The sequence below is a fragment of the Deltaproteobacteria bacterium genome, from assembly GCA_020848745.1.
Classification (GTDB): Bacteria; Desulfobacterota; Binatia; order UTPRO1; family UTPRO1; genus UTPRO1.
The window spans coordinates 86,500-107,339 of the sequence record JADLHM010000098.1; the positions used below are offsets into that span (position 1 = coordinate 86,500).

A 20,840-nucleotide genomic window follows, 5' to 3' on the forward strand; every position below is an offset into this window, starting at 1 on the left:
CGTGGTTCCGATCGCCAGGGGCCGGTCTCCCGCCTGGCATGGCAGTTGCTGCCGGGCATGGGAGATGGCCGAGCCTGCCCCGCGCAAACCGCCGCTCGAGCGCACCGAGGCGCGCTGCGCGGCCGCCGTCTACGTGACCCTCGCGGTGGCGATCGCGCTCGTTGCGCTCGCGGTACGAGGCGCCTGGGTGCCCTGGGCGACCTTGCTGCTCCTGCCGATCTTCGTGGCCGCGCTCGCCGATGCGACGCGCACGACGACGACGGTCTGGCGGGACTGGCGGGCGTACGAGCTCGGCGTGAACGTCAAGCGCGCGCTCGCGGCGCTGCGTCCCGCGTACCGTGTCGTGACGCGCGGACCGACGCTCGTCGAACGCGATCGCCACGTCGCGATCGGGCCGAACGGCGTGTTCCTCATCTTGTCGAGCGACGACGGCGGACGGGTGACTGCGTCCGACCAGCGGCTCTTCGTGAACGCGCGTCTCCCGTGGCGGAACCTCGTGGAGGATTGTCGCGTCGAGGCGCTGCGCGTCGCCGATCGAGCGCAACGCGCGCTCGGACGGCCGGTGCCGGTGCATGCGGTGTTGTGCTTCACGCGCGCCCTCGTCGCCGTCGGGCAGGAGATCCGGGGCGTGAAGATCGTCCAGGTGCCGCGGCTCGCGCGCCTGATCGAAAGCGTCGCCACACCGACGTCGCTCAGCGAGCAGGACGTCGAGGCGGTACGCGCGGCACTCGCGGCGACGGCGCCCGCGGCCCCCGCGCGCAAGATTTTCCGTTTGACGCCGCGACCAGCGGCCACGCGGAACGAGCGTCCGTCGACGCTCGTCGGGAGGCCATCGAGACCGCATCACAGTCTCTCGTAGCGCGGCGTTCGTAGCTGCAAGTATCGCTTGCAATGCGAAAATCGAGTTGCTAGGAGGGCGCGCAGTCGTGAGGTGAAGGTAGTACGTCCGTGGAGCGGCCGTGGCGAAACTTGCCGCGGCTTTGTCTTATGGCAGCGAATCTTCCCTCGATGACGAGTTTAACGGACGAAAGGAGGGGAGATTATGGCAATCGGTCACGTGAAGTGGTTCAACCCCGAGAAGGGCTTCGGGTTCATCCGCCAAGAGAACGGCGAGGACGTGTTCGTGCACTACTCGGCGATCTCGGGCGAGGGGTTCCGGACGCTCGAAGAGGGTCAGAAGGTCGAGTTCGAGATCACCAAGGGCCCGAAGGGTCTGCAGGCCTCCAACGTCACCAAGGCTGCGTAAGGCGCTCGCGCCCACGCGCTGACCAATCCAGTACGGCCCCGGGAGCTTCGGCTCCCGGGGCTTTTTCGTTGGGGGGCGCGAAGAGGCAGCCATTGCGAGAGGAGACATCCCATGGACGCGAAGACCGGCGCGCGTGAGCGTCTCGAGACCCGGCGCGAGGCGTTGATCGCGCTCAGCCATCGCATCCACGCGCACCCCGAGGTGGGGTTCGAGGAGGAGCGCGCGGCCGGTTGGCTTTGCGACGACCTCGCCGCGGCCGGCTTCGAGGTCACGCGCGGCGTCGGGGAGCTGCCGACCGCGTTCGTGGCGCGCGCGGGAAGCGGTCCGCTGCACGTCGCATTCTGCGCGGAGTACGATGCGCTTCCCGGCATCGGCCATGCCTGCGGCCACAACATGATCGCCGCGATGGCGGTCGGCGCCGCGTCGGCGGCCGCGCGGATCGCCGACGATGTCGGCTTGACGGTGAGCGTGATCGGGACGCCCGCCGAGGAGGGTGGCGGCGGCAAGATCCTGCTCCTCGACCGCGGCGCCTTCGCCGGCGTCCATGCGGCCATGATGGTGCACCCCGCGCCGATGGACGTCGTCGAGCAGCCGTTTCTCGCCTGCGCGCAGTTCGAGGTCCGGTACACGGGCAAGGAGGCGCACGCCTCCGCGTTCCCCGAGCGCGGCATCAACGCGGCCGACGCGCTCACCGTGGCGCAGACCGCGATCGGTTGTCTCCGCCAGCACATCCGCCAGACGGACCGCGTCCACGGCATCGTCACGCACGGCGGCGACGCGCCGAACATCGTGCCGGCGCATACCGCCGCGCACTACATCGTCCGCGCCCGGACGCTCGCCGAGCTCGACGAGATCCACGGCAAGGTCGTGCGCTGCTTCGAGGCGGGAGCGCTCGCCACGGGCTCCACGCTCGAGATCAAGGAGGATCACCTGCCGTACGCGGAGGTGAAGCCCGACGCCGACATCGCCGCCGCGTATCGCCGGAACGTGATCGCGCTCGGCCGCGTCCTCCCGGATCTCGGCCCGATGCTCGAGCGCATGGCGGGATCGACCGACATGGGCAACGTGTCGCTCGCGCTGCCGTCGATCCATCCGATGATCGGCATCGAGTCGCTGCCCGCGGTGAACCACCAGCCGGAGTTCACCGCGCACTGCGCGACGCCGGTCGCGGACCGCGCCGTCATGGACGGGGCGCTGGCGATGGCGTGGACGGCGATCGACCTCGCGAGCGATCCGGTGATGGTGGCGCGCCTGCGCGCGCCGCGCTGAGAGGCTGTGAAGAAATCCCCTCCCGTCGCCGGGCTTCAGAGCGCCGTCGCATCGCGGCGTCGCAAGTCCTCGGAATACCTTCCAGGTATTCCTGCGGGTTGCTCCTTGCGCTGCTCGGCGATCTTCGCCCGGCTCGGTCCGGGGATTTCTTCACAACCTCTGAGGACGCCGATGGCCCGCGGCGTCGCGTCCGTCACTCGACGTCCGGGACCATCAACGGCACTTCGAGCGCGCCCTCGGATCTCGCCACCACCACGGCCGCGGTGATGTCGCCGCTGACGTTGAGCACCGTGCGGCACATGTCGAGCAGGCGGTCCACGCCGAAGATGACGCCGATGCCTTCGGCCGGTACGCCGACCGTCACGAGGACCGGCACGATCAGGGGCAGCGAGCCGCCCGGGACTCCGGCGGTCCCCACCCCCGCGAGGATCGACATCAGCACCACGACCAGCTGCGACTGCAGGCTCAGCTCGACGCCGTAGAATTGGGCCAGGAACAGCACGGTCACCCCCTCGAACAGCGCGGTGCCGTTCTGGTTCGCCGTCGAGCCGAGGGTGAGCACGAAGTTGGCGATCTCCCGCGGCACGCCGAGGTTGCGCTCGGTGACGGCGAGCGCGAGCGGCAGGGTCGCGTTCGAGGAGCTCGTCGAGAACGCCGTGATCATCACGGTGCGGATGCGTTGGAAGAAGAGGCGCGGCGACATGCCGCCGAGGAAGCGGACGATGAGGGCGTACGTCCCGAACTGGTGGATCGCCAGCCCGAGCAGCACGACCGCGACGTAGCTCGCGAGCTGGCGGAGCACGCCCGCGCCGAGCCGCGCGGTGAGCGTGAAGAGAAGGCAGGCGACCCCGTAGGGCGCGAGCCGCATCGCGAGGTCGATCACCTGCATCACGACGGCGTAGAGGGCCTCGAGCACGGCGATCAGCGGGGCGACGGTCGCGCGCGGCGCGAGCGCGAGCCCGAGCCCGAGCATCAACGAGAAGAACATCACCGCCAGCATGTCGCCGTTCACCGCGGCGCGGAGCGGGTTGTCGGGGACGATCGCCAGCACCGCCTGCAACCCGACCGGGGCGTCCGCCGGCGCGACGATCGCGCCGCGGCTCGCGTTCGCCGCGAGGGCGGCGCGCGTCGCCTCGGGAAGTCCGGCCCCGGGACGGAGGACGTTCACGAGGGTCAGGCCGAGGGCGACCGAGAGACCGGTCGCGAGGATCGTGTAGGCGAAGGTCTTGGCGCCGATCCGGCCGAGGCGGCCGATGTCGCCGAGGCCGGCGACGCCGAGCACGAGCGCCGAGAACACGAGCGGCAGGACGACCATGAAGATGAGGCGCAGGAAGATGCGCCCGAACGGCTCCGTCACGTGGTCGATCGTCCAGGTGAGCCAGGGCGCTCCGCCGGCCGCGACGTTCGCGGCGATGCCCGTCGCGACGCCGACCGCGAGCCCGAAGAGGATGCGCCAGTGCAGCGGCCAGCGTCGGGACATGCGCCCGCCCCTTATCACGCGGGGGCGCCTCCCGAGAGAGAGCCTAGTGGTCGCGTGCCCGGAAGGTCCGGTATCATCGACCCATGCAACCAGTCCCCACGCCCTCGACCCAAGTCCAGGAGATCGTCGCCCAGGTCCTCGCCGAGGCCGGTCCCCTCGGCACGCCGCAACAGGAACGGTACCTGCGGGAGATCCTGACGACCGTCGTCCGATTGATGCGCGACAACGCCTCGACCGGCGACCTCAAGATCATCAACACCGCCCTCAAGGAGATGCGCCAGGCCTTCAAGGTGTTCGCGCCGTACCGGCACATCCGGAAGGTCAGCGCGTTCGGGTCGGCGCGCACCAAGGACACCTCGGCGGCCTACCGGCAGGCCAAGGAGTTCGCGGAGCGCATCTGCCGCGAAGGGTTCATGGTGCTGACCGGGGCCGGGGGCGGCATCATGCGCGCCTGCCAGGAAGGCTCGGGGCGCGAGCGCAGCTTCGGGGTCAACATCCGGCTGCCGTGGGAGCAGGGCGCGAACGAGTTCATCGCCCGTGACCCGAAGCTCATCACCTTCAAGTATTTCTTCACCCGCAAGCTCATGTTCATCAAGGAAGCCGACGCGATCGTCCTCTTCGCCGGCGGCTTCGGCACCCACGACGAGGGCTTCGAGTCGCTCACCCTCGTGCAGACGGGCAAGTCACGGCCGCTGCCGATCGTCTTCCTCGACGCCCCCCGTGCGACCTCCTGGAAGACGTGGAAGCGGTACGTCGACGACCACCTGCTCCGGCCGGGGCTCATCTCCGCCGAGGATCTTCACCTCTTCAAGGTGACCGACGACATCGACGAAGCCGTCGCCGAGATCCGGTCCTTCTATCGCGTGTACCACTCGTCGCGATACGTCGGGGATCGCTTCGTGATCCGGCTGAACGCGGCGCTTCCGCTCGCCCTGGTCGACCGGCTGAACGCGGAGTTCCGGGACGTCTTGCAGGAGGGGGCCTTCGAGGTCGCCGAGGCGTTGCCCGAGGAGCGCGGCGAGCCCGAGATCACGCATCTCCCCCGGCTGGTGTTCCGCTTCAATCGCATGCGGTTTGGCCGGTTGCGGGCGATGATCGACTTCATCAATCGAGCCGGGCCCGAGCCGACGGTGCTCGCCCCGCCGCAACACACGGCCGAAGGCGGATTGGTGTGAGCGGTCCGGCGCTCAGCTGAGCGCCGGCTTCTCGTCCGCGAGCTCGCCGTTGGCGGCGAGGAGCGCGCGCAGCAGCTCGGCCAGGGTCAGGACTTCGGCGTTCGCCCGTACGAAGGCCTCGACGGCCTTCAGCCACTCGTCGCGCCGTTCGTTCCCGCCGACCGGGGGCGCGTCGGGATTCAGGCTCACGACCTTGCGCATCCCGTCGAGCAGCCCTTCGGAGATGCCGTGGAGGTGTCGCGTGATGTCGCTGAACGTGCTGGTGTCGATGACCATCGCTCAACGCGGTTAACAAGAACGATGCCAGCGTCGGAATCCCGAGCCCTCGGGAATCCGCGCGTTCCCCCGCACCCCGGGTCGAGGCGTCCGGCGGCAAAACTGCGAGACCGTCGGGGCGAGTTGCATCCCTGCGAGCGGCCGCGGACGGGCGGCGGATCAGGCGCTCGGCGGCTCGAATGTCGCCCGCAGGAAGTCGAACACCTCGCGGTAGATTCCCGCGCCCCATTGATGGTGGGTGCCGGGCCGCCAGCGCAGCTCTTTCGGCTCGCGGGCCGCCGCGAAGAGCGTCTCGACGGCGTCGCGCGGGAAGACCGGGTCGTCGAGCGTGTTCACCATGAGGAACGGACGGGGCGCGATCGCGGCGGCGAAGAAGGCGGGGTCGGTCGCTTCCGCGGCGGCCAGCCGGCGTCGCCGATCCTCCTCGGTGGCGCCGCGCTCCCAGTAGCGCGTGTGCGCGAAGCTCCCGGCGATCACGATCGCCGCCGCCGCGATCCGCGGCTCGCGGGCCGCGAAGACCGTGCCGAGCATGCCACCGAGACTGAAGCCGACGTAGCCGATGCGCGCGGCGTCGACGCCCGGGGCCGCCGTCAGCACGTCGATGCCCGCGGCGAGGTCGCCGACGCTCTGCTCGACGAAGGCAGGCTTGCCGATCAACCTCCGGCGCACCAGCGGATCGCCCGGCGTCGCCGTGGCGCGCTCACCGTGCTCGGCGAGGTCGATCGCGAATACCGTCCATCCGTGTTTCGCCCAGCGTCGGGCCGGCGCCTGGATGTAGTAGTCTTCCTTGCTGGTGTTGGCTCCGTGCTGGAGGACGACGGCGGGCGCGGACGCCGTCGCGTTCGCCGGCTGCCACAGGATCGCCGGGACCCGTATCCCGCCCGCGCCCGCGTAGCGGACGCGCCGTACCCGCACGTCGCCTTCGACGCGCTCGTCGACGGGCACGACCTCGGCCGTCATGGGCGGGCGTTGTTGCAGAGCGGTTGCGCCTGCGCAACAAGAGCCTGGTGATCATCGGGCTCACCGGCGGCATCGGATCGGGCAAGAGCGTCGTTGGCCGCATGCTGGCGGAGCTCGGCGCCCACGTCATCGATACCGACAAGGTCGGCCATCGCGTCTACGCGCCCGGCAGCGAGGGATTCGCGCGCATCGTCGAGGCATTCGGTCGTTCGATCGTCGCCCCGGACGGCACGATCGACCGCAAGAAGCTCGGAGGGATCGTCTTCGCCGATGCGGAGCGGCGGGCGGCGCTGAATGCGATCGTACACCCGCTCATCTTCGGCGAGATCATGCGCGAGATCGCCGAGCGCCGGAACGCGGGCTTCACGGGCCCCATCGTGCTCGAGGCGCCGATCCTGGTCGAGGCGAAGGGGACCGGACTCGTCGATCAGATCTGGGTGGTGGCCGCCCCGCCCGACGCCGTGCGCGCCCGTCTCGCGGCCGATCGCTCCATGAGCCGCGCCGAGATCGGCGCGCGCGTCGCGGCCCAGCTCGACGACGCCGAACGGCGCCGCCACGCCGACGTCGTCATCGAGAACGACGGCGATCTGGCGAGCCTGCGCACGGTCGTCGCGGCGGCCTGGAGGACGCTCCTTGCCTGAAGATCGTCGCGAGCGGCTCACCGCCGAGGCGGAGCGCGGCGCGGCGACGGCGACGCGGGCGACGCCATGAGCGCCATCCGGACCGAGACCGCGGACGGGGTCCGCTCGATCGTCTTCGCTCGTCCCAGCGAGTACAACACCATCACGCCGGCGTTCCGCGACGAGCTCGCGGCGGCCATCGACGACGCCGACGCGGACCGCGCCGTGCGGGTGATCCTGCTGCGCGCCGAGGGGCCCGCCTTCTGCGCCGGCTACGGCCTCGACTGGTCGACGGTCGCGCAAGCGACCGAGGAGGAGCGCGAGCGGCGCTGGGACTCCGTGAGCGACCTCCGCATGATGGGCCGCTTCGTCGAGGTCTACATGAAGCTCTGGTACGCGGCGAAGCCGACGATCGCCGCCGTTCAGGGATGGTGCATCGGCGGGGGCACCGACATGGTGCTGTGCGCCGACATCGTGATCGCGGGCGAGGGCGCGACGTTCGGGTACCCGCCGGCGCGGGTGTGGGGCACGCCGACGACGGCGATGTGGGTCTACCGGATGGGCCTCGAGAAGGCGAAACGCTACCTGCTCACGGGCGACGAGATCCCGGCGGCGGAGGCGGCGCGCATCGGCCTCATCCTCGAAGCCGTTCCCGACGCCGAGCTCCAGACCCATGCGATGGCGTTCGCGCGCCGCATGGCCCGGCTCCCGGCCAATCAGCTCGTGATGCTGAAGCTCCTCTGCAATCAGACCGCGGAGAACATGGGGCTCACCTCGAGCCGTACGCTCGGCACGCTCTTCGACGGGATCGCCCGCCACACGCAGGAGGGGCTCGCCTTCGTGAGCCGCGCGCAGGAAGTCGGATTCCGCTCGGCCGTTCGCGAGCGCGACGACCCCTTCGGGGACTACGGCTCCGGACCCCGCTCGCGGGCGCACAAGCCCCGTACGCCGAAGCCGTAGGCCTACCGCGGCGGCCCGGGTCGGCCGTGCGTCCCGGGGGCTTCGTTGCTAAAGAGCATCCCCCATGGCGCTGCACGCCGAGCTCACGCGCGAGATCGACGACGGGCCCCCGGGACCGCAGGTCGCGGCGTTCTTCGATCTCGATCGCACGCTGCTCGCGGGCTTCTCGGCGGCGCATTTCATCCGCGAGGACCTGCTCGCCGGCCGCATGGGCGTCAAGCACTTCGCGCAAACGATGCTCGCGGCGACGCTCTTTCAGCTGCGGCAGATCGGGTTCTCCGGCTTCGTGGCGAGCACCATGGAGCGTCTCCGCGGCGTGGACGAGGCCGAGCTCGCCTCGCACGCGGAGCACATGTTCATCGAGCATCTCGCGGCCGACGTGTATCCGGAGGGGCGGGCGCTCGTGCAGGCGCACCGCCGCCGGGGCCACACGATCGCGGTCGTCTCGTCGGCGACGCGCTACCAGATCGATCCGCTCGCCCGCGACTTCGGCATCGAGCACGTGCTCTGCACGCAGCTCGAGGTGCAGGACGGCAAGCTCACCGGGCGCGTCGTCGAGCCGGCGTGCTACGGCCCGGGGAAGGCCTCGGCGGCCCTCGAGTTCGCCGCGGCCCGCGGCATCGACCTCGGCGCGAGCTACTTCTACACCGACAGCGACGAGGACCTTCCCCTGCTCGAGATCGTCGGAAATCCGCGGCCGACGAACCCCTCGAACCGGCTCGCCGAGATTGCCGCCAAGCGCGGCTGGCCGGTGAACCGCTTCACGAGCCGCGGCACGCCGGGACCGCTCGAGGTGGTGCGCACCTCGCTCGCGGTCGGCGCGCTGTTTCCGTCGCTCATGCTGGGAGTGCCGGCCGCGGTGCTCGGCTGGAGCTGGCGGCGTGCCATCAACATCGCGATCACGACGTGGGGTGAGCTCGGAACGGCGCTGGCCGGCGTCGACGTCTCGGTCGTCGGCGAGGAGCATCTCTGGTCGCATCGCCCGGCCGTCTTCATCTTCAACCACCAGAGCGGCATCGACATGCTGGTGCTCTGCCGGTTGCTCCGCCGCGACATCATCGCCGTCGCGAAGCAGGAGGTGCGACGGAACCCCATCTTCGGACCGGTGTTCGCCGCGGTGGGGACGGTGTTCATCGACCGCTTCAACCATGACAAGGCCGTCGCCGCGCTGAAGCCCGCCGTCGAGTCGATCCGCCGGGGGCTCTCGCTGGTTCTCGCGCCGGAGGGGACCCGCAGCGCCACCGGACACCTCGGTCGATTCAAGAAGGGCGCGTTCCACATGGCGATGGCGGCCGGCGTGCCGATCGTGCCGATCGTGCTCCGCAATACGCTCGACGCGTTGCCGAAGCACGGGATCATCGTACGGCCGGCGACGATCGAGGTCGTGGTGCACCCGCCGGTGCCCACGACCGGCTGGAAGGTCGAGGACGTCGACCGCCACATCGAGGAGATCCGGAACCTCTACGTCGAGACGCTCGGGGAGTGAGCGTCCCGCGCGGGCCGACGGGGAGGGTGACGTCGGCCCTGGATCACGTCAACCGCCCGATGCCGGGCAGGAAACGGCCGGTCGCGGCGGCGTAGCGCCGATAGTGGTCGCCGTGGACGCGCAGGAGGTACGGCTCCTCGACCCCGCGCACCTGGAGTTCGAGCGCCAGGACGAGCGCCGCGAACGCCGCGAGCGCGAGCGCGTTCGGAGCGAGGAGCGCGAGACCCGCGCTCGCGAATGTCATCCACGTGAAGATCGGGTTGCGCACGAAGCGGAACGGACCACCGGACACGAGCCTCGTTCGCGCCGTCTGGTCGACGCCGATGCGCCACGACGCGCCCATCGCGAGCTGCGCCCAGAGGGTACCGGTGATGCCGAGCGCGCTGCAGACGAGCCCGAGGCCGCGGGCGATCCCGCCGTCGATCGCGGCCCACGCCTGTACGACGCCCGCGAGCTGCCCCACCGGAGCGAGACCGCTGCCGAGCACGGCGCCGCCGAACAGCACGCCGGCCCACCATTCGAGCGAGAGCGGACGACCGGAGAGCCCGACCCAGCCCGTCGAGCCGGTCCGGCGCCAGTGGATGACGGCGCGGAGGCCGAAGGCGAGGAGGAGAAAGACGGCGTATCCGACGAGCGCGACGAACGGCATGGGCGACCTCCGTGTTGGCGCCGGCAGGATACGAGTAATTACTCGGATTCGGCTACTCGGATTCGGCGCGGCACCGGGCGCGCGCCGGACGCGCGTAGCGTCCCGGAATGCCGGGACGAGCGCGTCGCCGTCGCCCGGGCCCGGCGGGGCGTGGCGCGCGCGGCTCGGATTCGCGTCGGCGCGCGCGTCCTCCGTTGAACGAGCCCGGGCCCTGGGATAGTCGGCGCCTCATGCGTTCACCCACGACGAAGACGAAGCTCCTGCTGCTGGCCGCGCTTCTCGCGAGCGCGGGGTGCGTCAAGCGGCAGACCCACGTCAACTCGCCGACGAGCATCGATCCCGCCCTGCTCGACATGGCACGGGCCGTGGTCGGCGCGCCGGACCGCTCCGCCGCCGATCGCGCCCTCGATGCGGGCCGCCGTCCCGAGCAGTTGCTCGCGTTCATCGGCGCCCGGTCCGGCATGCGGGTCGCCGAGATCGGCGCGGGATTCGGCTATACGGCCGAGCTGCTCGCCCGTGCGGTCGCGCCGACCGGCGTCGTCTACGGCCAGAACAACGCGTTCATCCGCGAGCGTTTCGCCGAGGCGCCCTGGACCGCGCGTCTCGCGAAGCCGGTCATGAAGAACGTGGTGCGAGTCGACCGCGAGTTCGACGACCCGCTGCCTCCGGACGCCGGGAATCTCGACGCGGTGGTCAACGTGCTCCTCTATCACGATACCGTGTGGATGAAGACGAACCGCGCGAAGATGAATCACGCGATCTACGGGGCGCTCAGACCGGGCGGCGTCTACGTGGTCGTCGACCACTCCGGACGCCCGGGCACGGGCGTCACGGAGACCGAGTCCCTACACCGTATCGAAGAGCGGGTCGTCCGGCAGGAGATCGAAGCCGCCGGCTTCCGCCTCGTGGCCGCCGCCGACTTCCTGCGCAACCCTGCCGACGTTCGCGACTGGAACGCCTCGCCCCGCAAGGCCGGCGACAGGCGCGGCACCAGCGACCGCTTCGTCCTGAAGTTCGCGAAGCCGATCTAAGGAAACAGATCGGCCTGTTTCTGCGATCCGCTACGTGTCGAGGCCCCACTTGCGCTTGTTCGCCTCGATCTCGACCGCCGTCGGATGTTCCTTCTTCTCGGTGGGACTCACCGCGAAGTCGTCCTTGGCCTCCATCATCTTGTAGTTGAGCTGCGTGTCGTCGGCGAAGATCGCCGGTACCGCCGCCTCCTCGAAGATGGCCTGCCACGGACACTCCGGCTCGCACGCGCCGCAGTCGATGCACTCGTCGGGATGGATGTAGAGCTGGTTCGGAAACGTCGCGTGATCCGCGCCCTTGTACTCGTAGATGCAGTCGACGGGGCAGACGGTGACGCACGCGGTGTCCACGCAGTCGCGGCAGAGGCGCGTGATGATGTAAGCCATGGGCGCGGCTTTTGCCGATTCCGAGTAGCCGTGTCAAAGCAGCATCAGCCGCCGGATCGCGACGTCGGCGAGCACCAGCGCGAGCGCGAGCGGCGCCAGTACCCCATCGAGGGGCAGGGTCTCGTGCCGCACGCCGGGACGGGCCGCGAAGACGCGCGCCGGTTCGGGATCGACGGCGCCGCCGGTCGCCGCGGCGACTGCGCTCAACAGCGCCGCGTTGGTTGCGACGGTGCGCAACTCGCGGTCCGTGTCGGCGCTCGCGGGTACGAGCAGGTCGAAGCGTTCCGGGCTTCGCGACCCGGCGCGCGCGAGCGCCGCGGGATGGACTCCCGGACGGAGGTTCGGAACGGTCGCGGCGAAGCTCCGCGGTCCGACCTGCCGTAGCACGACGTCTTCGGCATCGTCGAGGCGGAGCGTGAAGGGGCCCGCGTCGTCCGCCACCGTGTCGAGCGCGATGCGGGTTCCGTCCCGGCGCCGCGTCGCCTCGACGTGGTGGTCATCCGCGAGTCCGCGCGCCGCCGTCCATTCGGCGAGCTGGGTCCAGAGCTTCGCGAAGCCGCGCCACGCGGGCCACGCGGATGCTCCGCCCTGGAAGTCGAGCGGCACGACGGCGACGCGGCCGAGCTCGTACTGCCAGGTGGCGAGCAACGGGTCGCGCGCCTGGCCGTCTTCGACGAAGAGGCGCACCTCCGCGCCGCGCTTGGCCTCCACGACGGCCCAGCGCGCGACCGGCGGCACGTCCCGCTCGGGGATGCCCGCGAGGATGGCGCCGCCCTCCGCGGCGCGGGCGGGCGTCTCGCGGCGCTCGGTCGAGCGGCCCATCAGGCGCTGCGCGTCGCGGATCATGAGCTGCGGCAACTGCTGCGCGTCCTCGACGTGGTGGAAGCTGCCGCCGGTCGCCCGCGAGATCGCGTCGAGCAGGTCGAGGTTGACGGTGTCGCTTCCGATGCGGATGCTCGTCACGGTGATTTCGGCGCGCGCGAGCGCCGCGATCACGGCCGCGTGGTCCTCCGCCGAGCGATTGCTGTCGCCGTCGGTGAGCAGGATGATGTGGCGGACCGGGCGTCCCGAGGCGATCAGGTTCCGGCGCGCGATCTCGAGCGCTTCCTTGAAATCGGTGCCGCCGCCGTACTGGATCTGCTGGATCCGCGCGGCGAGCGCGGCGCGGCTCTCGCCCGCGGGTAGGAGCGGGCCGAGCTCGTACGGCTGCGAGTCGAAGGCGATGGTCGCGACGAGGTCGCGCTCGCCGAGCTGGTCGAGCACGGCGAGCGCGGCGCGCTTGGCGTACGCCATCTTCTCGCCGTTGTGCAGCGCGGGTTGATGGCTCGCGTAGCCCATGCTGTTGGATCGGTCGATGACCAGGTAGATCGCGATGGGCTCGCGCTCCTGCGGCGACGCCGTCTGCGCCCGCACCGCGACCGGCAGCACGCGCTCGAACGCGCTCCCGGTGTACGCGGCGTCGCCGAAGAGATGCTCGCCGCCCGTCGCGATGAGGCCGCCGCCCCGCGCGACCCAGGCGGCGAGCGCTTCCAGGGTCGCGTCGCTCAGGTCGGCGCGCGCCACGTCGTCGAAGATCACGAGGTGCTGGCGCGCGAGCCCGTCGATGCGCTCGGCGAGCGCGCGCGGCGACGCCAGCTCGACGTGCATGCCGCGCTCGGCGAGCGCCGTCGCGACGATCGGCGACGGGCGCTCGCTCACGACGAGCACGCGCAGCGGCTCGGTGACGGCGATCGCCGCGCGCCTTCGTCCGGGAAGCGCCGCGCCGTCGCTCGCGAGCGCGAGCTCCGCCTCGAGCGCGTACTGTCCGACGCCGCGCAGGCGATACGGCATGCCGATCACGTTGAGTCCCGGCGCCAGACGCGCCCGCTCTCGCGTGAGGAGCTCGCCGTTGGCGAGCAGGCGCAGCTCGGCGGACATCGGCACGGGCGCGCGGCTCTCGACGACGAGCTCGAGCGGCAGCACCGAGCGCTCGGGCGCGAAGCTCGGCGCGAGCACGCGCCGGATCACCGCCGACGGCAGCGCCGCGCCGTTCGGCGCGAAGGCGTAGACGGGAACGCGGGTTCCGGCGCGCGCGGCCTCGGCGGCGAGGCTGCCGCTCGTCTCGTTGCCGTCGGAGAAGAGGAGGAGCGCGCGCTCCTTCCCGGCCGGACAGAGCGCGCTCGCCAGGGTGAAGGCGGCGGCGAGGTCGGTGTCCCCGCTTTCGAAGCCGGTCAGGTCGCTGGCCGGCGCCGGCAGGAGCGTGGCGACGTCGCGTACGTCGTGCCGCGGATGGGCGACCACCCGCGCTCGCGCGGCGAACGCCAGGGAGCCGAGCATGTCCTCGGGTCCGAGCCGGCCGATGACGGCGTCGAGGACTTCGCGCGCCCGCGCGACGGCGGCGTCCTGCACGCTCGCCGATACGTCGATCGCGGCGACGAGGCACGTGCCCGCCTCGGGTCGCGGGCGCTCGAGGTGCGCGCCCGCGAGGCTCGCGATCGCCGCCGCCGCGGCCGCGGCGCGCGTCAGCGCTGCGAGAAGCGGTGCCCACCCCGTGCGGACGCCGCGCTTGCGCGCGAAGAGCAGGGGAAGGAGCCCGAGCAGCAGCAGGACCGCGGGCGCGTCGATGCGGACGCTCAACGCCGTCCGCTCCCCGGTCGTTCCGCGAGGGCCGGCGGCTTCGCGCGCCGGACCTGCGCCGCACGCCAGAGCGCCCATTCACCGGCCATCGCGGCGAGCGCGGCGACGTACAGCCAGGGCGCGAGCGGGCGGCCGCTCGCCGTCGGTGCGGGCGAGGCCGGGCGCGCGCTCGCCCGCCATTCGGCCGCGCCGCTCCGGCCGACGTCGGATTCGCGGTCGTCGAAGAGGTTCGCGAGCACGAGGCGCTCGCCGCCCGGCGGCCCGAGCGTGTAGACGCCCGCGCGCTCGGCGACCACGACGGGCGGATCTCCCGCGATCTCGAGCCCGTCGCCTCCGCCCGCCGCGATCGGAGCGGAGCCGGCGAGCATCGGACGGCCGGTCTCGACGAGGAGCGCGCGCGGGCCGAACGGCTCCGCGAGCCAGCGCAACGTCGCGAGCGTCAGCAAGAGGAGCGGCAGGCGATCCGACGACCCGAGCGAGCCGCCGAGCTCTGCGCCGAGGCAAGCCGTGCGGCGACCGTTCCGCTCGCCGGCGACGAGCAGCGGAAACGCGGCGCGGTGCGCCGCCGCGAGCACGATCGGCGTTCCCCACGACACGTCGCCGAGCTCGACGACGCCGTCGACGCCGAGCGCGTGCAGCGCGTCGAGTCCCGCGAGCGCCGGATGCGATTCGTCCCAGTCGACCACGGTGGCGCCGTCACGTCGCGCGCCGCTCGGGCAGACGTCGTTGCCGGGGGGCGGAGCCACGTAGAGCGCATTCACGGCGAGCGGCAGCGTCGCCGGCACGAATCCGTCGAAGAGCGCGACGCGTCGCCCGGCCGGCGGCGCCGCTTCGAAGCGCTCGCGCGAGGTCACCTCGACGCGGCTGCCGGCGAGCGCGCTTGCCACGCCGGCGAAGGCGTCGGCGAGAGCGCGCGAGTCCGTCACCAGAAGCAGGTCGAGGGGCGCGCCTGCTCCGATCCACGCGGTCGCGTGGTCGTCGACGGCAAGGGCGTCGTCGCCGCCGAGCCGCACCTCGAGCGGGCCGCTCCCGGGCGGCCGCGTCAGCAGCACGTGTTCGGTGGCCCGCGGTGCGATCGTGAAGGCGCGCCGCGCCCACGGTGTGCCGGCGACGCGGGCCTCGAGCACCGCCTCGCGGCTCGTACGCGAGTAGTTCCGGACGTCGATGGTCGCGGTCGCATCGCTCGATCCGTGGAACGGCGGGGTGGTGACGGTGATACCGGCGATTCCGACGTTGTCGTCGCTCCGTCCGAGCTGCACGTAGTCGAGCGCGGCGCGCGCCTCGGGTGTCAGGCCGCTCGCTTCGGGCGGGAGATCCGTGAAGACCGCGATACTCGCGCCGGGTCGGTCGGCGGCGATGGCGCGGGCGAGCTCGAGGGCCGGCGCCAGGTCGGTCGGGGCGTCGGTCGGCGCGAGCGCTTCCAGCGACGCGCGGACGCGCGCGCGGTCGCGGCTCCAGTCGAGGACGACGCGCGGTCGCGTGGCGGCGGTGAGGATCATGACCTCGTCGTCGGCGGCCGCCTCGCCGACGCGGGCGAGCGCGCGCCCGCGCGCCTCCGCGAAGCGTGTTCCATCGTCCTCTCGCGTCTGCATGCTCGCGGACACGTCGAGCACCAGCACGAGCGGCGCGCCCGGCGCGGGCGGCGCCGCGCGTTCGAGCACCGGTCGGACGTAGGCGGCGACCAGCGCGAGCACGATCGCGAGCTGCGCGAAGAAGAGCCGGTCGGGTCGGAAGCGTTCGCGCTCGCGCGGCGGGCTCTCGACGCGCTGCCACAGGAAGAGGTTGCCGACCGGGATGGTGCGCCGCCGCCGGTCGTAGAGGTAGAGCACCACGAGGACGGCGACGGCGCCGAGCGCGGCGAGGCCGGCGGGATTCCCGAGTCTCACGCGCGCTCCGTCATCGCCGCCGGACGAGTCCGGTCTGCGCGAGATCGACCGTGACGAAGGTGGCGAGGTCCGTTCCAGCCGTCCACCGCGCGTAGGTGCAGCGCGTGCGCGCGGCGACCTCCCGGAGCGCGGCGAGATGCGCTTCGAGCACTTCGCGATAGCGCCCGGCCACCGCGGACGTCAGCACCATGGGATGGGTCGCGCCGGTCTCGACGTCGACCAGGATCCCGCGCGTGAAGTGGCCCGCCGGATCCAGCTCGCTCGCACCGATCACGTGCAGGAGATGCACCTCGAAGCGTCGTGCCTGGAGCGCGAGGATCCCGCGCTCGACCTCCGCGGAATCGGTCATGAAGTCGGAGACGAGGAGGGCGGCGCCGGCCTCGGGATGGCGCCGTGCGTAGTCCTCGCACGCGGCGCCGAGCCGAACCGCACCCCCGACCTCCGACGCGGCCAGCAGCTCGGCGAGCGCGAGGGTGCCGCGGCGGTGGCGATAGACGGGCGAGGTCGCGACGGCGCCGTCGCCGCGGAGGCACGCGACCTGCACCGCGTCGTTCGCCGCGAGCCCGACGTACGCGAGCGCCACGGCGAGCGCGTGCGCGCCGGCGCGCTTTGCGTCCTCGGGCGGGGCGTCCATCGAGGCGCTCGCGTCGAGCAGTACGTGAAACCGCACTTCGCGCTCGGCGGTGAAGCGGCGGACCAGGAGCTGATCGAGGCGCGCCATCGCCGACCAGTCGAGATGGCGGAGGTCGTCGCCCGGCGTGTACGGACTGTAGGCTTCGATCTCGACGCCCGAGGCCTGCGCGCGCCCCGGGAAGCGGCGCTCTCCCGGGCGCTCGCCCATGCCGCGGCGGACGTGCAGGGTCAGACCGTCGAAACGCGCGAGCCCGCCGAAATCGAGCACGCCGGGCGTCGCCGGCGGGCTCACGTGCGCAGGCGGCGCGCCGCGACCAGCACGCGCTCGACGATCTCGGCGGGCGCGACGCCGGCTGCCTCGGCGGCGAAGCTCATGACCAGCCGGTGCCGGAGCGCGGCCACGGCGACCTTGTCGACGTCGTCGTAGGTGACGTGCGGACGGCCGTCGAGGAGCGCCATGACCTTCGCCCCGAGCACGATCGCCTGGGCGCCGCGCGGACTCGCGCCGTAGGTGACGTAGCGCCGCACGTCGTTTTCCGCCTCGCTGTCGCCGCGCGCGCCGGCGGGCGTCGTCAGGCGTACGAGCCCGGCGACGTACTGCTCGACGTGCGGCGCCACCAGCACCTCGCGCACGAGCCGCTTCAGCTCCTCGGCGCGCGCCGCCGCGCGGTCCGCGGACAGCACGGGGCGAATCGTCGGCGGATCGGCGACGGTCGTCGCGGCGAGGATGCGCGTGAGCTCCGGCTCGCTCGGATACTCGAGCAGCACCTTGAAGATGAACCGGTCGAGCTGCGCCTCGGGCAGCTGGTAGGTGCCCTCCATCTCGATCGGGTTCAGCGTGGCGAGCACGAAGAACGGCGCCGCGAGGCGATAGCTCGAGCCGGCCACGGTCACCTGCTGCTCGGCCATCGCTTCCAGCAGCGCCGACTGCGTCTTCGGCGTCGCGCGGTTGATCTCGTCGCCGAGGAGCAGGTGCGCGAAGATCGGCCCCGCGACGAACACCAGCTCGCGGCGCCCGTCGGGGTGCTCCGTGATGATGCGCGTGCCGGTGATGTCCGCCGGCATGAGGTCGACCGTGAACTGGATGCGGTTGAAGCTCAGGTTCAGGGCCTCGGCCAGCGAGCGCACGATCAACGTCTTGCCGATTCCGGGTACGCCCTCGATGAGGACGTGGCCGCCCGCGAAGAAGGCGGTCAGGATCGTCTCGATGGCCCGCTCGTGCCCGATCACGACGCGTGCGATCTCGGCGCGGACGGCGGCGAAGGTCTGTTGGAAGTCCTCGATGGCGGCGGCGGCGATCGCGGGTGTCATGGCTCCTCGCGGTGGGCGAACACTTCGCGCACCACCTGCTCGTATGCGGCGGGGATGGGCATGCGGTGCGCCGCCGCTTCGCGCCGCTGATCGGCGGCGAGGGCGGGGTGCGCGTCGGGGTCCGCGTCGGGCGCGGCGCCGCCGGCTTGACGGCGGCCGGCCTGGTCGTTGCGCATGCGCGCCGCGAGCGACAGCTCGAAGGAAGCGTTGGTGTCCGAGGTGTCGACGCTCGCGCCGGTGAAGAGATCGCCGGGGGAGGTGTCGTTGCCGGCGCCGCTCACGCCGTCGCTTCCGTCGCGCGGCTCATTGCCGTCGGCCGCGGCGGCCGTCGGGTCGCTGTCTTCCCGGTCGTCGCCGGCCTCGCGCCCGCCCCGGCCCTCGCCGCCGCGCCGCTCGCGTTGCGCGAGGCGCGCGTCGTCCGCGCCAACGACGTCGAGCTCGGCGTCGTCGATGGCGTCCTCGCCGGCCACAGGCTCCGCTCCGCTCGCTCCGGCCCGCGCCAGGGCGTCGCGGACGCGCTCCCAGGCCGTGCCCCAGACCTGCTCGCGGACGTTTTCCTGCAGCGCGCTCGAGAGCTGCGTCAGGCGGGAGTCGGCGCGCGCCGGGCCGCGCGAGTCCGGCCGACCGGCGTCGCGCGGCGCCGCTCCCGGCGCGTTCGGCGCGACGATCACCCGGTCGCCGACCGCCGTTTCGGGCGCGCGCGCGGTGCGCGTGCCGGGGGTCGCGACGGGCCCCGCCGCCGCCGGCGACACGAGCGACGCCAGGCGCACCGCCGCGGCGAGCAGGAGCAGCGCGGCGAGCGCCGACGCGCAGGCGCTCCGTGGTACGCGCCGCGGCACGAGCCGTCGCGGCGTCCAGGCCGGCAACGTCGCGCCGACCTCCGAGACGAGGAGCGGGTGGAAGAAGCCCGCCGCGAGTCCGGGCGCCGCGCCGAGCTCGAGGAGCGTACGCACGCGGCCGGCGAGGACGCCTTCGCGCTCGATCCAGGCGATTGCGTCGGGCCGCGAGAGCCAGCGGCGCACCGCCGTTCCCGCGAGCCGCACCCCGGCCACGACCAGCGCCACGAGCATGCTCCACGCGGCGATGGCGAAGACCTCGACGCGCGCGAACAACGCGATCGGCAGCAGCACGACGCCGGCGCCGCCCGCGACCGCGATCGACAGGTAGAACGCTCGCTGCAGCTCGTAGAGGTTCTTGCGCCGGCGCACGCGGCGAACCTGCCGTTCGACCACATCGACGGCACCGGTGGGCGTGAGTTCCGGCATGGATCGTCGCGCGACCGGATCGACGATAGTGAAGGCCCGCAGGCCGGTCAATTCCGGACTCGGCGTCGGGCCCGCGTTCCCGCCCACGTCATCTGCCGCGCGACCCCGAGCAGCATCTGCACCTCGCCGTCGTCGAGCGCCGCGCGCCCGAGCATCGTCCGCAGACGCCGCATGATCGCCGGCGCCTCCTCGCCGTGGAGGAAGCTCACGGCCGAGAGGCCCGCCTCGAGCTTCGACCAGAGGAGCTCGAGCCGTTCGTGCGACGCGAGCTCGCGCGCCGGCGCGGGCGGTGCGGCGGCCGTCCAGAGCTCGTACGCGCAGAGCACGACCGCCTGCGCGAGGTTCAGCGACGCGTAGGCGTCCGAGGTCGGAATCGCGAGCACGTGTTGGCAGAGCTTCAGCTCCTCGAGCGCGAGCCCGTGATCCTCGGGTCCGAACACGAGCGCGACGTCGTTCGCGGCCGCCGCCGCGAGCACGATCGGCGCGAGGGCGCGCGGCGTCGTCGCGGCGTCGCGCGCCGCGGTCGCGCGGCCGCTCGTGCCGACGACGAGCCCGCAGCCGGCGAGCGCCTCCGCGAGCGACGCCACGTGCCGCCGCGCCGCGAGCACGTCCTGCGCGTGCACGGCGAGGGTCGCGGCCCGCGCCTGGTCGACGGCGGGCGCGTCGACGAGCACGAGCCGGGCGAGCCCCATGTTCTTCATGGCGCGCGCGACCGCGCCGACGTTCCCCGCTTCGCGCGGGCGGACGAGCACGATGCGGATGCGGTCGAGTTCCATGGCGGCCTCAGCGCGCCCCGCCCGTCATCGCTGGCTCTCGACGCCGCGACGCGGGCAGTAGGTCGCGATCGGACAGCGCGAGCAGTGCGGGGAGATCGGTCGGCAGAGCTTCTGTCCGAACGCGACCAGCAGGTCGTTGATCTCGATCCAGTGCTCGGCCGGCAGGATCCGGCGGAGCGCCTGTTCGGTGTCGTTCGGCGTCGTGGTGCGGACGTAGCCCCAGCGGTTCGTGATGCGATGCACGTGGGTGTCGACGCAGATCCCCTGCGAACGGAAGCCGAGCGTCAGCACGAGGTTGGCGGTCTTGCGGCCGACGCCGTTCAGCGTGAGGAGCGCGTCGAGGTCGTTCGGCACGTGGCCGCCGAAGCGATCGAGGAGGGCGCGGCAGACGTCGCGGATGGCGCGCGCCTTCGTGCGGTAGAAGCCGACGGGGTAGATGAGCTTCGCGATGGTCGCCGCCGGGAGCTTCGACATGGCGGCGGGGTCGGCGGCGCGCGCGAAGAGCCGACGCGACGCGACCGCCGTCGTCTCGTCCTGCGTACGGAGGCTCAGAATGGTCGAGATCAGCACGCGGAAGGGATCGCCGGTCGTCTCCGCGATCAGCGTGACGGCCGGGGATCCCCATCCCGGCGCCGCCCGGCGCAGGACGTCCATGACGATCCCTATCTCGTCGCGCCGGAGCGCGCGCCGCCGCCGGGGACCGGTCGCGACGGTGCGCTCCGTTGCCGTGCGCCTGCCGCGCGTCCCGGCCCGCGTCGCCGCCTTCGCCGCCGTCCGCGTGCTCGCCGCCGGTCGCCGTGCCATCCGGGCTGTATGC

General features: G+C 72.3%; 20 protein-coding genes. 8 read left to right on the forward strand and 12 right to left on the reverse strand.

Annotation, left to right across the window (positions count from 1 at the left end; all coding sequences use genetic code 11):
- The first annotated feature begins 64 nt into the window (after positions 1–64).
- The 3 genes from IT293_14300 (at position 65) to IT293_14310 (ending at position 2,515) form a co-directional block, all read left to right on the forward strand.
- Positions 65–859 (forward strand): hypothetical protein, encoded by a 795-nt coding sequence (locus IT293_14300; protein ID MCC6765825.1) that lies wholly within the window; start codon positions 65–67, stop codon positions 857–859.
- Between the two features lie 183 nt (positions 860–1,042).
- Positions 1,043–1,246: a cold-shock protein gene (locus tag IT293_14305; GenBank protein ID MCC6765826.1), complete on the forward strand. Its 204-nt coding sequence runs from the start codon at positions 1,043–1,045 to the stop codon at positions 1,244–1,246.
- Between the two features lie 111 nt (positions 1,247–1,357).
- On the forward strand, positions 1,358–2,515 hold the full coding sequence (locus IT293_14310; protein ID MCC6765827.1) for a M20 family metallopeptidase: 1,158 nt from the start codon (positions 1,358–1,360) through the stop codon (positions 2,513–2,515).
- Between the two features lie 193 nt (positions 2,516–2,708).
- Here the strand turns inward: IT293_14310 and IT293_14315 are convergent, their stop codons facing one another.
- Positions 2,709–3,995 (reverse strand): dicarboxylate/amino acid:cation symporter, encoded by a 1,287-nt coding sequence (locus IT293_14315; protein MCC6765828.1) that lies wholly within the window; start codon positions 3,993–3,995, stop codon positions 2,709–2,711.
- An 83-nt stretch (positions 3,996–4,078) separates the two neighbouring features.
- On the opposite strand from IT293_14315, the gene IT293_14320 reads away from it, so the two are divergent.
- Positions 4,079–5,170, forward strand: coding sequence for an LOG family protein (locus tag IT293_14320; GenBank protein ID MCC6765829.1), 1,092 nt, complete (start codon positions 4,079–4,081; stop codon positions 5,168–5,170).
- Positions 5,171–5,182: 12 nt separating this feature from the next.
- On the opposite strand, the gene IT293_14325 is transcribed toward IT293_14320, so the two are convergent.
- Entirely contained in the window at positions 5,183–5,446 is a 264-nt protein-coding gene (locus tag IT293_14325) for a hypothetical protein (protein MCC6765830.1), read from the reverse strand.
- A 159-nt stretch (positions 5,447–5,605) separates the two neighbouring features.
- A complete protein-coding gene (locus tag IT293_14330; protein ID MCC6765831.1) occupies positions 5,606–6,406 on the reverse strand; it encodes an alpha/beta fold hydrolase in 801 nt (266 codons plus the stop codon).
- Between the two features lie 47 nt (positions 6,407–6,453).
- Here IT293_14330 and IT293_14335 point away from each other — a divergent pair, with 47 nt between their 5' ends.
- From IT293_14335 to IT293_14345, 3 genes are all read left to right on the forward strand, one after another.
- Entirely contained in the window at positions 6,454–7,047 is a 594-nt protein-coding gene (locus IT293_14335; GenBank protein ID MCC6765832.1) for a dephospho-CoA kinase, read from the forward strand.
- Positions 7,048–7,113: 66 nt separating this feature from the next.
- Positions 7,114–7,986, forward strand: a complete 873-nt coding sequence (locus IT293_14340; GenBank protein MCC6765833.1) for a crotonase/enoyl-CoA hydratase family protein — start codon at positions 7,114–7,116, stop codon at positions 7,984–7,986.
- Positions 7,987–8,050: 64 nt separating this feature from the next.
- On the forward strand, positions 8,051–9,472 hold the full coding sequence (locus IT293_14345; protein ID MCC6765834.1) for an HAD-IB family hydrolase: 1,422 nt from the start codon (positions 8,051–8,053) through the stop codon (positions 9,470–9,472).
- Between the two features lie 43 nt (positions 9,473–9,515).
- Here IT293_14345 and IT293_14350 read toward each other — a convergent pair whose 3' ends face one another.
- Entirely contained in the window at positions 9,516–10,121 is a 606-nt protein-coding gene (locus IT293_14350) for an isoprenylcysteine carboxylmethyltransferase family protein (protein ID MCC6765835.1), read from the reverse strand.
- A gap of 353 nt (positions 10,122–10,474) precedes the next feature.
- Here IT293_14350 and IT293_14355 point away from each other — a divergent pair, with 353 nt between their 5' ends.
- A complete protein-coding gene (locus IT293_14355) occupies positions 10,475–11,152 on the forward strand; it encodes a class I SAM-dependent methyltransferase (GenBank protein ID MCC6765836.1) in 678 nt (225 codons plus the stop codon).
- Between the two features lie 30 nt (positions 11,153–11,182).
- On the opposite strand, the gene IT293_14360 is transcribed toward IT293_14355, so the two are convergent.
- From IT293_14360 to IT293_14395, 8 genes are read right to left on the reverse strand one after another with little or no spacing between them, the layout of a single operon-like run.
- Positions 11,183–11,536 carry a 4Fe-4S dicluster domain-containing protein gene (locus IT293_14360; GenBank protein ID MCC6765837.1) on the reverse strand — a complete coding sequence of 118 codons (354 nt, stop codon included), beginning with the start codon at positions 11,534–11,536 and terminating at the stop codon, positions 11,183–11,185.
- A 33-nt stretch (positions 11,537–11,569) separates the two neighbouring features.
- Entirely contained in the window at positions 11,570–14,152 is a 2,583-nt protein-coding gene (locus IT293_14365) for a VWA domain-containing protein (GenBank protein MCC6765838.1), read from the reverse strand.
- A complete protein-coding gene (locus IT293_14370) occupies positions 14,149–16,038 on the reverse strand; it encodes a BatA and WFA domain-containing protein (GenBank protein MCC6765839.1) in 1,890 nt (629 codons plus the stop codon). The genes IT293_14365 and IT293_14370 overlap by 4 nt, the downstream gene beginning before the upstream one ends.
- Positions 16,039–16,048: 10 nt before the next feature.
- Positions 16,049–16,963, reverse strand: coding sequence for a DUF58 domain-containing protein (locus IT293_14375; protein ID MCC6765840.1), 915 nt, complete (start codon positions 16,961–16,963; stop codon positions 16,049–16,051).
- The gene (locus IT293_14380) at positions 16,960–17,982 is read right to left on the reverse strand and encodes an AAA family ATPase (protein ID MCC6765841.1); all 1,023 of its coding nucleotides are present in this window, start codon (positions 17,980–17,982) and stop codon (positions 16,960–16,962) included. The genes IT293_14375 and IT293_14380 overlap by 4 nt, the downstream gene beginning before the upstream one ends.
- A complete protein-coding gene (locus IT293_14385; GenBank protein MCC6765842.1) occupies positions 17,979–19,247 on the reverse strand; it encodes a hypothetical protein in 1,269 nt (422 codons plus the stop codon). Before IT293_14385 ends, IT293_14380 begins: the two co-directional genes overlap by 4 nt.
- 47 nt (positions 19,248–19,294) lie before the next feature.
- Positions 19,295–20,023 (reverse strand): RNA methyltransferase, encoded by a 729-nt coding sequence (locus tag IT293_14390; protein ID MCC6765843.1) that lies wholly within the window; start codon positions 20,021–20,023, stop codon positions 19,295–19,297.
- Positions 20,024–20,047: 24 nt separating this feature from the next.
- Positions 20,048–20,677, reverse strand: a complete 630-nt coding sequence (locus IT293_14395) for an endonuclease III (protein ID MCC6765844.1) — start codon at positions 20,675–20,677, stop codon at positions 20,048–20,050.
- Between the last annotated feature and the right edge of the window lie 163 nt (positions 20,678–20,840).

Coding starts and splice junctions, on each gene's coding strand:
- IT293_14300 (MCC6765825.1), top strand. CDS start 65: ATGGCCGAGCCTGCCCCGCGCAAACCGCCGCTCGAGCGCACCGAGGCG.
- IT293_14305 (MCC6765826.1), top strand. CDS start 1,043: ATGGCAATCGGTCACGTGAAGTGGTTCAACCCCGAGAAGGGCTTCGGG.
- IT293_14310 (MCC6765827.1), top strand. CDS start 1,358: ATGGACGCGAAGACCGGCGCGCGTGAGCGTCTCGAGACCCGGCGCGAG.
- IT293_14315 (MCC6765828.1), bottom strand. CDS start 3,995: ATGTCCCGACGCTGGCCGCTGCACTGGCGCATCCTCTTCGGGCTCGCG.
- IT293_14320 (MCC6765829.1), top strand. CDS start 4,079: ATGCAACCAGTCCCCACGCCCTCGACCCAAGTCCAGGAGATCGTCGCC.
- IT293_14325 (MCC6765830.1), bottom strand. CDS start 5,446: ATGGTCATCGACACCAGCACGTTCAGCGACATCACGCGACACCTCCAC.
- IT293_14330 (MCC6765831.1), bottom strand. CDS start 6,406: ATGACGGCCGAGGTCGTGCCCGTCGACGAGCGCGTCGAAGGCGACGTG.
- IT293_14340 (MCC6765833.1), top strand. CDS start 7,114: ATGAGCGCCATCCGGACCGAGACCGCGGACGGGGTCCGCTCGATCGTC.
- IT293_14345 (MCC6765834.1), top strand. CDS start 8,051: ATGGCGCTGCACGCCGAGCTCACGCGCGAGATCGACGACGGGCCCCCG.
- IT293_14350 (MCC6765835.1), bottom strand. CDS start 10,121: ATGCCGTTCGTCGCGCTCGTCGGATACGCCGTCTTTCTCCTCCTCGCC.
- IT293_14355 (MCC6765836.1), top strand. CDS start 10,475: ATGGCACGGGCCGTGGTCGGCGCGCCGGACCGCTCCGCCGCCGATCGC.
- IT293_14360 (MCC6765837.1), bottom strand. CDS start 11,536: ATGGCTTACATCATCACGCGCCTCTGCCGCGACTGCGTGGACACCGCG.
- IT293_14380 (MCC6765841.1), bottom strand. CDS start 17,982: ATGACACCCGCGATCGCCGCCGCCGCCATCGAGGACTTCCAACAGACC.
- IT293_14385 (MCC6765842.1), bottom strand. CDS start 19,247: ATGCCGGAACTCACGCCCACCGGTGCCGTCGATGTGGTCGAACGGCAG.
- IT293_14390 (MCC6765843.1), bottom strand. CDS start 20,023: ATGGAACTCGACCGCATCCGCATCGTGCTCGTCCGCCCGCGCGAAGCG.
- IT293_14395 (MCC6765844.1), bottom strand. CDS start 20,677: ATGGACGTCCTGCGCCGGGCGGCGCCGGGATGGGGATCCCCGGCCGTC.